Source organism: Mycobacterium sp. NGS69 (assembly GCF_059812165.1).
On record NZ_JCALCD010000006.1, the window covers coordinates 214993 to 229358 of the forward strand.

At 64.9% G+C, this 14366-nt stretch carries 13 protein-coding genes; 4 read left to right on the plus strand and 9 right to left on the minus strand.

What is annotated here, in order from left to right; translation table 11 throughout:
- Positions 1-17 precede the first annotated feature (17 nt).
- Both AC5Y2S_RS19280 and AC5Y2S_RS19285 read right to left on the minus strand, forming a co-directional pair.
- A complete protein-coding gene (locus tag AC5Y2S_RS19280) occupies positions 18-1370 on the minus strand; it encodes a protoporphyrinogen/coproporphyrinogen oxidase (protein WP_499957680.1) in 1353 nt (450 codons plus the stop codon).
- On the minus strand, positions 1367-2476 hold the full coding sequence (locus AC5Y2S_RS19285; protein WP_499957681.1) for a spirocyclase AveC family protein: 1110 nt from the start codon (positions 2474-2476) through the stop codon (positions 1367-1369). Before AC5Y2S_RS19285 ends, AC5Y2S_RS19280 begins: the two co-directional genes overlap by 4 nt.
- Between AC5Y2S_RS19285 and AC5Y2S_RS19290 the strand changes: the two genes are divergently transcribed.
- A complete protein-coding gene (locus AC5Y2S_RS19290; RefSeq protein WP_499957682.1) occupies positions 2477-3175 on the plus strand; it encodes a TetR/AcrR family transcriptional regulator in 699 nt (232 codons plus the stop codon).
- Here the strand turns inward: AC5Y2S_RS19290 and AC5Y2S_RS19295 are convergent.
- From AC5Y2S_RS19295 to AC5Y2S_RS19310, 4 genes are all read right to left on the minus strand, one after another.
- Positions 3132-4391 carry a phosphotransferase gene (locus AC5Y2S_RS19295; protein ID WP_499957684.1) on the minus strand — a complete coding sequence of 420 codons (1260 nt, stop codon included), beginning with the start codon at positions 4389-4391 and terminating at the stop codon, positions 3132-3134. The two genes, AC5Y2S_RS19290 and AC5Y2S_RS19295, sit on opposite strands and share 44 nt — an antisense overlap.
- A 99-nt stretch (positions 4392-4490) precedes the next feature.
- On the minus strand, positions 4491-5237 hold the full coding sequence (locus AC5Y2S_RS19300; protein WP_499957686.1) for a hypothetical protein: 747 nt from the start codon (positions 5235-5237) through the stop codon (positions 4491-4493).
- A gap of 120 nt (positions 5238-5357) precedes the next feature.
- Entirely contained in the window at positions 5358-5981 is a 624-nt protein-coding gene (locus tag AC5Y2S_RS19305) for a TetR/AcrR family transcriptional regulator (RefSeq protein ID WP_499957687.1), read from the minus strand.
- Positions 5982-6046: 65 nt separating this feature from the next.
- Complete coding sequence (locus tag AC5Y2S_RS19310; protein ID WP_499957688.1) at positions 6047-6820, minus strand: enoyl-CoA hydratase/isomerase family protein; 774 nt, start codon at positions 6818-6820, stop codon at positions 6047-6049.
- Positions 6821-7053: 233 nt separating this feature from the next.
- Between AC5Y2S_RS19310 and AC5Y2S_RS19315 the strand changes: the two genes are divergently transcribed.
- Complete coding sequence (locus tag AC5Y2S_RS19315; RefSeq protein WP_499957690.1) at positions 7054-8151, plus strand: phosphotransferase family protein; 1098 nt, start codon at positions 7054-7056, stop codon at positions 8149-8151.
- Positions 8152-8179: 28 nt separating this feature from the next.
- Here the strand turns inward: AC5Y2S_RS19315 and AC5Y2S_RS19320 are convergent, their stop codons facing one another.
- Positions 8180-9199: a DUF7064 domain-containing protein gene (locus tag AC5Y2S_RS19320; RefSeq protein WP_499957692.1), complete on the minus strand. Its 1020-nt coding sequence runs from the start codon at positions 9197-9199 to the stop codon at positions 8180-8182.
- 12 nt (positions 9200-9211) lie between these two features.
- A complete protein-coding gene (locus tag AC5Y2S_RS19325; RefSeq protein ID WP_499957694.1) occupies positions 9212-10258 on the minus strand; it encodes a phosphotransferase family protein in 1047 nt (348 codons plus the stop codon).
- A 407-nt stretch (positions 10259-10665) separates the two neighbouring features.
- Between AC5Y2S_RS19325 and AC5Y2S_RS19330 the strand changes: the two genes are divergently transcribed.
- Positions 10666-12000 (plus strand): protoporphyrinogen/coproporphyrinogen oxidase, encoded by a 1335-nt coding sequence (locus tag AC5Y2S_RS19330; protein WP_499957696.1) that lies wholly within the window; start codon positions 10666-10668, stop codon positions 11998-12000.
- Between the two features lies 1 nt (position 12001).
- On the opposite strand, the gene AC5Y2S_RS19335 is transcribed toward AC5Y2S_RS19330, so the two are convergent.
- Positions 12002-13423, minus strand: coding sequence for a cytochrome P450 (locus tag AC5Y2S_RS19335; protein WP_499957697.1), 1422 nt, complete (start codon positions 13421-13423; stop codon positions 12002-12004).
- A 219-nt stretch (positions 13424-13642) separates the two neighbouring features.
- On the opposite strand from AC5Y2S_RS19335, the gene AC5Y2S_RS19340 reads away from it, so the two are divergent.
- Positions 13643-14365, plus strand: a complete 723-nt coding sequence (locus AC5Y2S_RS19340; protein WP_499957699.1) for a hypothetical protein — start codon at positions 13643-13645, stop codon at positions 14363-14365.
- The last annotated feature ends 1 nt before the right edge of the window (position 14366 follow it).

The window sequence follows — 14366 nt, forward strand, 5'->3', positions numbered from 1 at the left end:
AGACCGATGAGGCGCGCCTAGCGGACGCCGGCAGACACTTTGTCGGCGAACAGGGCCGAAACGCGCGCGGCCGCCTCTTTGCCGCTGACGAGGCCTCCGTTGAGGCCAGGGATGCGATCCAGGTCGCTGGCGAATTGAACACGCGAAGTGCGGTCGATCTTCTTGCGGAAGTCGGCAATTCGTTTGAACCGGCCCTTGTCGAGCACCGGAACGGATTCCGGCCAGCGGAAAAGTGCGTGCTGCTCGAGGTCGCCGGGAAGTTTGCCGTAGTAGTACTTGACCCGTCCTAGCGCGTGGTCGATCAGATAATCGTCGTCGCGGTCGTCGGTCCGGTCGAGATAGGCGGGGGACAGCAGCACCGAGATGAGGCCCTTGCCCGCGGGCGCCCGTCCCGGCGCCTTGTTGTGGTCGGCGATGACGGCGATGGTGTCCGGATCGTCGTAGGGGGAAACCATCGAGAAGGTTCCGGGATCGTCGGGCCGCGCCGAAAACCCAAGCGACACATTGCCCAATCTGTGGTAGCGGGCGGTCTCGTAGAGATTGCGGTGGTTCTCGTCCATCTGCGGATACATGCCCAGCGCGGGTTGGGCCGTCGTCGCTATGACCGCGGTGTCGAATGTCTCGGTTTGTTCTCCGGATGACGGCGTCACGTAGGTGACCTCGACGGCGGAGCCGTTGTCTGTGACGTTGGTGACCGTGTGCTCGAGCCTGGTTTCCACCAGCGTCGCCAGTTTTGTCGGCAGCCCGGCCACACCGGAGGTCAGGTTGAACACCGATTTGACCAACATGTTGCGCACCGTCCAGTGCAGCAAAGCCACCGAGGTGTCGTGATCCTCGTGGACCCAGGTGCCGCTGACCAGTGGTGCCGCCAGGTAGCGGGCGAGCTCCTCGTTGAGCACCCGGTGGCTGTAGTCGTAGACAGTCTCGTCGTCGATGTCGGCGAGCCCGTCATCGGTGTCGTAGCCCAGGCTCGCCCGGTGCTTGAAGATATCCGCGAACAGGCGTAGCGCTTTGATCTTGGCCGGCCACGAAATGACCTGCGTGCTCAGGCTCGCCCGGATTGGCTTTGCCAGATCGAGATAATGCTGCTTGCCTTGTCGCGGCATCCCGAAAATCACCGGAGTTTCGACGAATTCGTTGGTCAAGCCGACCTCATGGATCATCGCGACCGCCTCGCGGTAGGTCCCCAAATACACCGCGGTACCCAGGTCCATCACGAAGTCGCCCTTGCGCACCGTCCAGATTCGCCCGCCCACTCGATCGCGGGTCTCCAACACGGTGACGTGGAAACCGGCTTTCATCAGTTCGTAAGCGGCAGCCATGCCGGCGATGCCGCCCCCGACTACCGCGGCCGTGCTGTGCTGTGTCATCGATGCCTTTCTGGTAGGAGCTCCGGCCGATCCGGTGCCGATTGACGCGAGATCGGGAGCTTCGGATCGGGACAGTTGAAGGCGGTCGTGGGGCCACACACCCCACCGTTGCGCCATGCCCGTTCGATGTGCGGTTGGGGCATGGGACCGGAGTGCAAGGCGTAGAACCCGTAGGGGAAATTGAAGGCGATCAGGATCGCCAGCTGTGCCGCGCCGGCGATCGCGCAGAACCTCGCGAAGGTCTTGACCCCTTCGTGTTTGAACGCGAGTTTGTCGATGCCGCGTTCGGGCCACGACCGGCCGCGGTCATCGCGGAAGAAGTGCAGGCAACTCAAGATGATGAATGTCCCCGGCCAGCTCAGCGGCTCGTAGAGCGGGAACTGGTGATCGGTGCCGGCGAACAGCGTCAGCCACGGGATGGTCGACGAGTAGCTGATCAGCCCGGTCCTGGTCATGATCAGCTCGACGATGACATCGCCGACGATCATCACCAGGTAGGTCTGCGCGATGAGCCAAAATACGCTGCGCGATGGGTCTTTTCTGCGCTGATAGGTCATGTACCGGGATCCGGCGTAGCCCGACATCGCGCACATCCACAGGTAGGCGGTGAAGTACACCATCGGCACCGGGATCAACTGCCCGTTGCCCGAACTCCAGCCGGGGATGTGCGGCAGCCAGCTGCCGAAGTTGACGAACGTCGTGGCGTACTGAAATTGGTAAGTGGTCCAATCGATCCAGGGCTCTTGGAAGAACATCAACCAACCGGCAAGGAAGAACAGGCCGTCAAAACTGAACCGACCGGTGCGCAGCTTCGGCCCGATCACGAAGTGCCACAAGATCCAGCCGGTGATGAGAATCCCAAAGATCACTTCGACGCAGCGAACCAGGACCACGTACCACGTGGGCTCTTGACCCCGACCGAGCGTGTTGGGCGTGAAGTCGCCGCCGACGACCCACATGGTCCAGCAGTAGGCGATCAGGGCGAGCCACAGGAAGCCGTGCACGATCCAGACCTTCGCCCATGTCCGCTGCGCCGCGTCGGGATCCGGACCCGCCGCGCCGAGCCCCACCGGCCTCGTCGCCGTTAACGGGCGTTCATCGGGCACGTGACGACGTTAACACGTCGATCTGTCGATGAACAGATAAATATCTGTTTTCGGACAGAATCGTCGTACACTTCTGAGGTGCCCAGTGCGATCACGCGCCGCCCGAGGACGAATCAGCAGCGTGTCGAGGAATCGACGCTCGCCCTCATCGCGTCGGCGATCCAGCTGTTCGCCCGCCAGGGCTACGAACGCACCACCGCGGTGGAGATCGGCATCAACGCCGGATTCAGCCGCAACATGGTCCGTGACCGCTACGGCTCCAAAGAGGCGTTGCTGCAGTCGGTCTTCGAAACCTTCGCCGAACTCCTGCTTCCCGCCGTGCGGCGCGAGCGGGGCGGTACGGGCTTGGATCGCGTCCTGGGCCAGCTCGACGATCTGCTGGATGCGGTCGAGCGGGAACCCGAGACGATGCGGGCGATGATCGTGCTCACGTTCGAGACGCCTGCCGCTTTGCAGAACTTTTCGGGCTGGTTCGACGGCCTCATCGCCCAGTACGAGGCGGAACTCGCCGGCCACCTCGCGGCGGGGCAGGCGGACGGCTCGGTCCGACACGGCCTCGAACCCGAGCGCGAGGCCGAAATCTTCGTGTCCTACGCGATCGGTCTGTGCTTCAGGTCTGCGTTGCGCCGCGATGGTTACGACTTCGTCGGAGAGATCAGGGCGTGGCGTGCCCGGCTCGCGCAACACTATTCGGCCTGACGCGTCTGGACGCGGCCGAAGACTGCTCCAAGGCGCCGAACGAATCCAGGTCGTCGATCATGCTCGTCATGCGCTCGAGGTTGGCCAGCGATACCTCGTCGGGTTGCATGGCCGGCTGGAGCCGGCCGGCGCCGATGGTGTACAGCCAGAACACCAATCCGTGGAACGCCTGTTGCCGGTATGCCAGCCACGCTTCCTCGAAGGAGAGCGCGGGGCCGCCCGCCGCATGCAGGCGGTCGACGTACAACTCGATAAGCTCGCGCTCCCACGCGCGCCGATCCTCAACGGTCAAAGCGGAACTGAGCGCATAGGCGACATCCAGGGCCCAAATGCCGCGACTGATCAGCTGCCAGTCGTACAGGCCCATCCCGCCGTCGGGTGTCAGATACCAGTTGCGGGAATGCACGTCGGAATGCAGCAGCGTGTTGGGCGCCGAATTGTGCATCGCCAGGGAGGCCATCGTCGCCGGGAAGACCTCGGCCCGCCGACGGCGGAACCCGGCGGGGAAGACCGACGTCGCGCGGTCGAAGCCGATCAGGGTCCGGCGCGGAAAGTCGATCGTCCCGTTGACGTCGGTCTGCCACGTGTATGCGTCCTTGACGAGGGCCAGGTCACCGGCGAAGCGCGGGCTCTCCCAAAGGGTTCCGTGGACGGTGGCCAAGGTGCTGACGATCGATTCGGCCCGCGTCCGGTCGATGTAGTGCTTCGTCGGATCGCCAAACGTCGCGTTCTTGGAGCTCGCCACGTCTTCCATCAGGAACATCGAGCGTCCGGATCTGTTGTCCACCGCCATGTAGTAGCCACGGGGCGCCTCGATGTGGAGGGTGGGGCGGATGCGGTCGTAGAACAGGGCCTCGCAGGTCAGCGCCGCAGACGGGACGGTCACGGCTCGCGACGTGAACTTGGGCGTCGACTTGGTGAACACCGACGTCGGAAGCCCGGCTCGGCGGCCCACATCGTTGTAGTCGATGCTCAGCACTCGCCTGGTGGTCGACCCGTCGCTTCCCGATGCGGTCGAAACCGAGGTCACCCATGCGCCCGGGTGTGCGCGGCACAAGGCGGCCGTCAGCCACTCAGGAGTCAGCGCGTCCACCGACGGCGGAATTTCGGCCAGGGTCGTGGGTCTTGGCCTGCGCAAACGCTCGTTGACGATGTGCGCGCCGATCCGGCCCAATTGGCCGGCGACCCGGACCTTCTGGGTGAGCGATTCGGGCATGAGGTTCTTCCTTCGCGCCGACGAGACCATTCGGTTATTGATATCATCGATATCAAAATTATGCACGCAGATTTCTGCCAGCGGCGGAGACTCGTTATGTCAGGCGCTGTGTGCTGCCGCTACGGACGAGGCGGGCAGCGGCGGGATGGAAAAGCGCTCGCGGAGCACGGCTCGGCGCAAGACGATGAAGTTGACGATGAAATAGCCGCTGAAGACGACGACCGGGATCCAGATACCGAACAAGCCGTTCCACGCGAACGGACCCTTGTGGAAAAAGAACAGCAGCTGGTCGGGCAGGAGGGTCAACGCCAGCCAGCCGTTGGTGTATCCGCACCACCGTGGGAAGGCGGGCTCCGCGCTCTTGTCGCACAGCGATGCGACCATCACCGAGAGCGGCATGGCCAGGTACATGGTTACGCCGCCGAGGAATTGCAACCATGACATGTCGTTCATCAGGTAGATCAGCTCGTCCCGGCGATCGGGACGAAACGCCGCGGTCAACCACCAGATCGCGGGGTAGAAGGTCAGCGCCATGTTGCCGGCCGCGCCGAGGAGGAAGGTGTAGGTCAACACGCCGGCGTTCCCCTCGATGCGAGCGATGAACTGCGACGTCACCGCGGCGAACGGGATGAAGATCAGCGCGGAGAGCATGACGACGAGCATGCCGATGCGGATTCGCGTGTAGTCGCCGTGGTAGAGCGCGGCGATCTGTGCGGCGTCGGCCGACGGAGCTGTCGGCGGCAAGAACCCGGCTATCGCGCCCCAGCCGATGAACAGGGCGGCGAGATAGCCGATGGCGCACCACACGCCGAACATTTGGACTCGTGATCTGGTCAGGGGCTCCATTGGCATCTCCTCGAGTTCGCCCGTGGCCGCCGCGACGAATAGGGCACCCCTGCGAGCGCATCTTCTGCGCGAATGGTATCCCAGTTAACGAACGTTCACAAGATCGGGACTGGGTGCGCCTCAGGCCGAACGAGGTCTCTTTTGCCGAACGCTCTTCGGTCCGGACGTGGGGCGCGCCGCGTCGGTGCCCAACCACTCCAAGCCCTGTAGGGCCATTCCGGTGAGGACGTCTTCGAGCCCGACCGTCCGCAGTGACTTTTCGGGCCACATCGAGACCGAGTCAATCAGTCCATGGGTCGCGTGGACGGCAGCGGTCAGCACGTCCTGCGACTGATTCGGGTAACACGCATCGAGGCAATCCACCCACCGGTCGATGTAGCGCTTGATCCGGGCGCGCAACCTCGACCGGTATGCCTTGGGAATCGAATTGCGCTCCCTGGTCCACACGCTCATGAGTTCGCGCTCCTCGAGGGCCCGCTGCACGTGACCCCGCACCAAGTGCTCCAGCTCCTCGCGCGGGTCGTCGAACTCGCCACCCGTCGACATCAGGACCCGGTCGATCGCCTCGTCCAGCAGCGTCATCAGGATTTCGTCCTTGCCGCTGAAATAGCGATAGATCGCCGGCCCGGAGACGCCAGCCTTCTCGCCGATGAGATCCACCCCGACACCGTCGAAGCCCCGCTCGTGGAAGAGGTGCATCGCCGTGCGCAGGATCTGTTCTGAACGGTCGTTACGATTGGCCATTGCTCAACGGTAGCGCAACTCGCTCAGTGAGCCCGGTATTCGCCCGACCGGCGCAACGCAGCCTTTCAGCTCCTCGTGTCCGGCGGCGTGCGTTCGGCCAGCCGCGGTGGCCGCTTTTCGGCGAACGCCCGGGTGGCCTCGGCGAAATCGGGTTGCTGCTGGAGCCAACCCTGTGTCTCCGCTTCGTAGTCAAGCTGGCTCGCAAACTCGGCTTCGAAGGTCCGACGGTGCGCCTGTTTGATGGCGGCCACGCTCACCGATAGTTCCTCGAAACGCCGGGCCACCGCGACCGCATCGCTAAGCGCCTCACCATCCTCGGACAGACGGTTCACCAGTCCCCAGTCGTGTGCCTCGGCGGCCGACAGTCGCCCGCCCAGCAGTGCCATTTCGTTGGCTCGGCCCAGCCCGACAACGCGGGGGAGCAGCCAGGTCAGCCCCGCATCGGGCATCAGCCCAATCTTCGCGAACGACAACTCGAATCGCGCCGACGCGGCGGCGACGCGCAGGTCGCACGCCAGCGTCAGCGACACCCCTGCGCCGGCCGCCACGCCATTGATCGCCGCGATGATGGGTAGCTGCAGCGACCGCATGGTCATCACCAGTGGGTTCCATGCCTCCAGGAGTACCTGCCGGGCGTTGCCCACATCGCCGGAAATGTCTGCGCCCGCACAGAATCCGCGGCCGGCGCCGGTGAGTACGACAGCGCGGATGCGACTGTCGGCCTCCAACTCGAGGAAAGCTGATCGCAGGGTGTCGCCAGTCTCCGGGGTAACCGCGTTGAGTCGCGCCGGCCGGTTGATCGTGATGACGCCGACTGCGCCGTCACGGTCGATGAGCACGTCGCTAGCGTGCTGGTCGTCTGCACTTGAAGTCGAGGGAGCCGACAGTGTCATCCGAGTAGGTTAGCATGCTGTGGTGAACGATCGTTATGCGCGCGGCGATCCGGCGCAGACACATCGCAGCAATGGTAGAACACTTGCGCGCAGATCGCGGAATGGGCCATGCTGCTAGCCAGTTAACGTTTACTCACGTTCTCCGTGGGGCGTTGGCCGGCGCGACGAGGAGATCGACGATGAGTGGGACCGATGACAATGCCGCCAGCCGGCGGTTGGCCAGATGGCTGGCGGAGGAGACAGAGCTCGAGGGGCCGCTCGACGTGCTGGGGCTCGAGGCTCCGACCGGCAGCGGCTACTCCAACGAGACACTGATGTTCGATGCCGTCAACAGTCACGGACAGCACACCGGGCTGGTCGCGCGCCTGCATCCGAGCGGGCCGACGCTCTACCCTCCCGTCGGCCTCGATCGCCAGCGGCGGATCCTGGAGATCCTCCAAGACTGCCCGACGGTGCCGTCGCCGCGTGTTATCGGCGGTAGCGACGATCCCGAGATACTCGGCGCACCCTTCTTCGTCATGGAGCGGCTGTACGGCCGCGTGCCCGCCGACGACCCGCCGTTCACCGTGGCCAGCTGGGTCCTGGAGTTGTCGCCAGAGGAGCGCGCCCGACTCTACGACAACGGCCTCGCGGCCCTGGCGGCGTTGCACCGGCTGGACGCGGGGGAGCGGGGCCTGGGCTTCCTGGCTTACCCCGAGCTCGGCGCCGCACCGATCGCGCAGCAGATCGCTTACTACCGAAACTATTACGCGTGGGCGATGGGCGACAGGCCCTCACCCACGATCGAGGCCGGGTTCGCCTGGCTCGACGAGCACTTGCCGCGTGAGTCCGAGCCCGTCGTCCTCAGCTGGGGCGACTCGCGCCTCGGCAACATGGTGTTCGGGACGGACCTTGCGGTCCTCTCGGTGCTCGACTGGGACATGGCGACGCTCGGCAGCCCCGAGCTCGACCTGGGCTGGTGGTGTTTCTTCGATCGAATGCACACCGAGGGCATAGGCGTATCGCGGCCCGATGGCTTCCCCGACCGCGATGCGGTGATCGCTCGTTATGAGGAACTGTCGGGCCGCGAGGCCCGCCACCTAAGCTTCTACGAGCCGTTCGCGGCCTTCCGCGGCGCCGTTGTGGCCCATCGGATGTTCACCATGCGCATCGACGCCGGCCAGCTTCCTGCGGGCACAGACCTGCTGGTCACCAACCCTGCGCTCCAGCTGATGGCAACGCTCATGGGCTTGCCGTCACCCTCGGCGAAGGCCGCCCAGTACATCACGAAGAACTGAGAAGGCCAAGAACCAAAGGTCTCTCCGATCAGTGAGCGCCTAAGAACTGCCGGACATAGTCGTGCCACTGGACTTGCTGCAGGTCGCCATGGCAGACCTGTCCGTCGCACTCCCACCGCGCGAGGCAGACCCAGGTGTCCATATTCGGCCACACGGGAATGCGATTGGCCGCGATGACGTCGCCGCGGATCTCGTAGTCGCGGCCGTTCGCATCGGTCATCACCATCTCGGCGTTCATCGGCGCCAGCGTCGAATGGTCGTTGCGGACGCGCTTGCGGGTCGAAACGACCGGAATCAGCGAGCCCTCCCAGTAAACCCAGCCGCCCTTGGTGGGATCGCCACCAGGCACCTGCAGGTGTCCCTTCCAGTCGGGTTCTAGATCCGGATGGTCGAACGCGGTACAACCAAACATGAAGTTCTCGTTGAAGACTCCGGTCATCCAGTCGATCGGCGGCGTCGGCGCGTGCTGTTCGCTGCGGCTTTCTCCCCACGACCGATCGCGGACATGCGTGCAGTCCACCTGGTAGGTCTTGCCGCGCAACGTGAGTTCGCCGCGCGCCCGCACCGCCTGCTCGAAGTGCTTGCCGCTTTGCAGCAGCATCGGCTCCATGAGCGCCTGTGTCTCGATGTCGAATGCGTTCTGACGTAGCTCGTCGGTGTAGCGCAGCCGATGCCTCTTGAGGGGTTCGATCGTCTGCACGTGATAGCCGTTGTCGAACTCGTAGTCCCACAAGTCTTTCGCGACGACGTCCTCGCTCGCGAAGGAAGTCCAGTTGAACAGGTCGGATTGCAGCACGTGTCGTTTGATGCCCTGCCACACCCAGGCCCCACCGCTTACGACCCCCAGGTTTGGGTGATGCCACAGATAGGTCAGCGCGTGGATGTTTTCCTCGGGGACGCTGAAGCCGAAATACTGCGTTTCGGTCAGGCTTGGTGTTCGATTCGACTCCATGAACTGCCGATGCAGCAGGTCGTCCTCGGGTGTGGCGGTTTTGAACGATGTGTTCTTTTCTTCCCAGAACGCCTTCTCGTGCGTTTCAGTGGACATCACGATCTCCCCTCACGATTCCACGAGCTCCCAACACGGCTGCAACAGCGGCGCTTGCGCCTCTTGTTCGGCTTCGGTCAGGTTGCGCTGCAGAGCCCCGACCGCGACGAGGATCATGTAGGCCGCGAATTTCTTGAAGTAGTCAAAGTCGCGCAATTCGCGGCCGCCGGCGGAGCGGTACATCGCCAGCCATTCCGCTTCGCTCGGCGGCTGCAACAGCCCGCTTTCGGGCGGGGCCGCGAATATCCGGTTGCTGACGCATTGCAGCGCGAGGTCCGCCTCGGCGCGGCCGAGGCTCGACATCTCCCAGTCCAACACGGCGGCCAACCGCGTGCCGTCGAAAAAGTAGTTCTGCAGTGTCGAGTCGCCGTGCATCAGCTCGGGTTCGCCATCGGGAAGGTGATCGAGTAGCCAGCTGCGCACCGGAACCAACCGCTCGAACAGCGGTAGCTGCACCCACTCCCAGGTCTGCCAATACCAGTTGATGCAGCGTTCCAGCGGAGCGGCGCCGGGCGCGTTCATCACGAAGTTCTCCAGACCGCGCGCCTCGATATCCGTGTTGTGAATCGCGACCAGCGCCGCCATGACCTTGCGGAGCATCTCCTCGCGATCGGCCGGTGAGGCCTCGGCGATCGGGCCCTGGATGAAGGCAGCCGGATGCTGACCCCTGCCGCGTGCGCGTGTCATTACGTATCCGGGTGCGCCGAGCCAGCGGCCGTCGGGATCGAGCCACAGCGGTTCCGGCACCGGCACTTCGCTGCCGTATAGGGCGCGCTGGACGTGGAACTGTCTCGGCAGGTCGTATTCAAAAAACAACCGCTTGTCGCTGACTGGCGCGTGCCGCAGTACCAGTTCGCGTGTGACACGGGCCTGGTTGGTGTCGAAGGTGGCGTCGAACAGCACTGTGCCACTTGACGCGCCGACTTCACCGCCATCGCCGAGCACCGCCACTTCGACCTCGCCACCGATGCCGGGCTGGCTCTCGACGAGGCGGCGAATCTCGTCGGCACCGATCTTGTGAACCGCGGTCTTGCCCGCGCCGATCACCGAGCTGAGCATCGACTGCACGTCAGCCATGGGTGAGCTCCTCGCGTCTCATGTGGGTGCGGTGGCCGTGGTGCCTCTGCGGGTTCGTCGCCGCGCGGATGCCCGGCGCGACGTTACCGGCCAACATGATCCGAGAGGTCGGTTTGACGATCGATGGTCGGGACACGTGTGGCTTTACGAATCTCGTGCGGATGTTATTTTGAGACATTAAGTTTATAAATCGGCGGTGTCAACCATCGTTTACCTCGACTCGTGAGTTGACCGGGCGGCAAGCCGGTACTGTCTGGCCGGTCGCATGGTGATAATCAGAGCCAAAAGCGCGCTCCAAGAGGTAGTGTGTCGATGCGAACGGTAACGATCGTTTACGCGTCTCGATATTCGTCGGCTCGGGGCACTGCGGGCGACCGGGAGGATGCGAAATGCTGTCGACGCAAGGCGGCGTGAGGATGCGCGCAGCCATCGTGGGAGCGGGAATCGCCGGGCTGACGGCCGGCTATCGGCTCCAGCAGGCTGGCTGGCAGGTCGATGTCTTCGAAGCGACCAATTCGCCGGGTGGCCGGGTGCAGACGGTGCGGCGTGACGGCTACGCGATCGACACCGGCGCGTCGGCGCTCGGATCGACGTACCACGGCTACCTGGCGCTGGCACGCGAGCTCGGCATCGAAACCCGAGGCACCGCACCATATATCGCCATCCGTCGGGCGGGGGCGACGCACCTACTCGACATGGACCACATGGTGCGATCTGGGATGAAGACCGGCGTACTGTCGTTGGGCGCCAAGCTGCGCGTCCCGCGATTGGCGCTCGACGTGGCGCTGGCAAAAGCGCGCGGCCGGCTGGACTACGCCGACATGCGCAAGGCCGCGCCGATCGACACCGAGAGCGCTCGCGCGTATGCGACGCGCGCGCTGTCGGCCGAGCTCGATAGTTACCTGTGCGAGCCGATTGTGCGCACCATGCTGATCGCCGACTCCGACAAGGTGTCCAAGGTGGAGTTGTTCTCCGGGATCAGCAACATCTTCACTGCCAAGATCCTTGCCGTTGCCGGTGGCCAGGGCAGGATGCCCGAGGCGCTGGCCGACCGCCTCAAGGTGCACCTGCAGACACCGGTCACCGAGGTGCGGCGCACCGAAAACCGCGTCCGGGTCAGCCATTCCGGAACGACCTCGGAGTACGACGTCTGCGTCGTCACTTGTCCGCTGCCCGAGGCGGCGGCGATCTGCGTCGACGATCGCGGCATCCTTAGCCCGCTTGCGAACAGCCTGGGCTATACCCAATGCGTCAGCGTCGCGGTCGGAACCACCAGGCCACCTGACTGCCCCGCGTTTCTCCTGATGTTCCCGTCAGTGGAGAACCCCGACATCGCGCTGATGTTCCTCGATCACCACAAGGCTCCGGATCGGGCGCCCGCCGGACACGGCTTGCTGAGCTGCCTGTGGGAGACCGGCGCGTCCGAGCGAATGATCGAGGCGCCCGACGAGCAGGTCGTTGAGCACACGTTGGCGACGGTCTTCAAGGTATTCCCCGAATTGCGCCACACCGTCGAGTTCACCCACGTGACCCGGTGGCGGCGGGCGTTGCCGTTCACTCGTATCGGCGCCTACCAGGACATCGGGCGGCTCAACGCTCAACTCGATCCGGCGTCGCCGGTGCAGTACGCGGCCGATTTCATGTCGGCCGCCGGGCAGAACACCGCGGTGGAATTCGGAAATCGCGCCGCGCGCAACCTGATTCGTTCGGCGGCCTCGGGCTGACTTAGCCGCCTGTCGAGGTGGGCGAGGCCGCCGTGCCGCGGGTTGTGACCGGGCACTCGGGCAGCCGGGCGGCTGCGGGCGATGCCGTCACGGCGGGTCGCCTGGCCTGGACACAGATGCGCGCGCCGTGGTGCGGCACCAGGACGACGTGCTTAACCTTCTGTCGTTCGCCTTTGGCCGTGGTGGTCTTCAACTCGACGCGGCGCAGCACCTCGCGCAGCACGACCCGCATCTCGGCCATCGCGAACGTCGCACCGAGGCAGCGGCGATTGCCGCCGCCGAACGGCAGCCAGGTGGTGGGACTGAGGGTGACGCCGAGCATCCGATCCGGGTCGAACCGGTCCGGATCGGGGTACTGCTTGGCGCTGCTGTGCACCAGGCCGATGCCCGGAGCGACCATGACCCCGGCGGGCAGGCGGTAGCCCGCGAGGTCGACGGGCTGGGTCAGGACTCGGCCGACGTCGAATACCACCGGGCGGATACGCAGCGTCTCCTTCGCGATCGCGTCGAGGTACTCGTCGCCCGCGGGATCGCCGGCAGCGCTCGCGTCGGCGGCGCGTACCGCCTTCTCGAGTGTGTCCGGATGGCGAATGAGTCGCTCCAGCGCCCACGACAGCGCCGTCGCAGTCGTGTCGTGCCCGGCGGTCAGCAGTGTCATGAGTTGGTCACGCAGCTCAGCGTCGGTCATCGTTCGGCCGTCGTCGTGGCTGGCGCGCACGAGCATCGCAAGTACGTCGGTGCGCGCGCCGAGGTTGGGATCGGCGCGGCGGTCGGCGATCTCGGCGTACAGCAGCCGGTCGGCTTCGTCTATGCGCCGACGCACGTATCGCCAGGGGCGCCGGCGCTGAAGGTCGGGATTGGCGATCGCCAGCGAGGCCCACGACCCCAGGTTGAGTAGCCGCGGCATCACCTCGCGCAACGAGGCCAGCCGGGCCGGATCGGTGGCCCCGATGACGGTCCGCAGAATCACCTCGAGGGTGATCTCCGACATTCGGGGGGCAACCGGGAACTCCGTTCCCACCGGCCAACGGGCGATGTTGGCGGCGGCGACCTCGGCCATCACCGCGGTCTGCCGCGCAACCGCCTCGCGCTGAAATGGGCCGATCATGAGCCGACGGCGATCGCGATGCACGTCGCCGTCGATCACCAGCACGGAGCTCTCGCCCACCGCACCCGCCAGGATCGAGTTGGCTTCGCCGGCATGGTAGACGGCGGGATCACCGGCAAATACCGTCTTGATATCGACGGGATCGTCCAGGTAAACCAGCGTTCCCACCGACGCGACCCGAATCGTGAACACCTTGCCGTAGCGGCGCCGGCAGGCGGCGACGAAGCGCGGCCAGTAGCGCAGCAGCAGCGCGGTCTGCACCGACTGGGGCAGCGGGGGGCCGGGCGGCAGTGGGCCCGGCTTGGATTCACCCATGATCGAAGCATACGAGTGGTCGGGGCCGAGGCGATAGCGATTCGCGGATAAGCGGGGGCAAACGTGCCCCTCCCGGACCGGCGGCGGACCGCCACAGGGCATGTTGAAGCGGCGAACGTTCATGAGCCATCGCCCGTGTACACTTCGTAAACGATCGTTAAGTTCACCGAGCGATGCGACACCACCCGGGCGATGCGTGGCCCGCGGGAAGGGGCACCAATGCATAACGCAATTGTCGAGCGCACCAAGCTGATCGGCGCCTGGTGCGGTGTCATCTACATCGCGTCGGTGCTTACCGGCTGGTGGCTGGTAGGGGGGTACTTCCCGCTGCACCGGCCCTCGGCCGGGGCTCAGGAGGTGACCGAGTTCTATCTAGGCGACTTGACGCGGATTCGCCTCGGCCTGCTCATCGTCATGTGGTCCGCAGCGGTCTTCCTGCCGTTCGTCGCAACGATGGCCGATGCCGTAGCTCGATTCGAGGGGCGCAATGGTCCGCTCACCCGGACGATGACCATGGCCGGATATAGCAACGCGATGCTGACTTTCTACCCGCCGCTTTGGTGGCTGATCTGCGCGTTCCGCCCTGCCCAGCGGTCCGCGGATCTGACCTACCTGCTGAACGACATCGCGTGGCTGCAATTCATCGGCGGCGTCTCCCTGGTGGTGCCGATGTACATCACCGCGGCCATCGTCGCGCTGGCGGACAAGAGTCAAGACCCGGTATTCCCGCGCTGGTTCGGTTACCAGAGCATCATGACGTGTATCGGGCTACTGCCCGACCAGATGTTGTTCTTCTTCAAGACCGGTCCCTTCGCCTGGAACGGCATCCTTGGGATACCACTGACCCTGTTCGGCGGCTGGTTCGTCACGGTGTTCGTCTTGCTGCGGCGCGCGGTGCTGCGCGACATGCGTGAACCCTCTGCGGTACCGGTGCCGGCGTAAC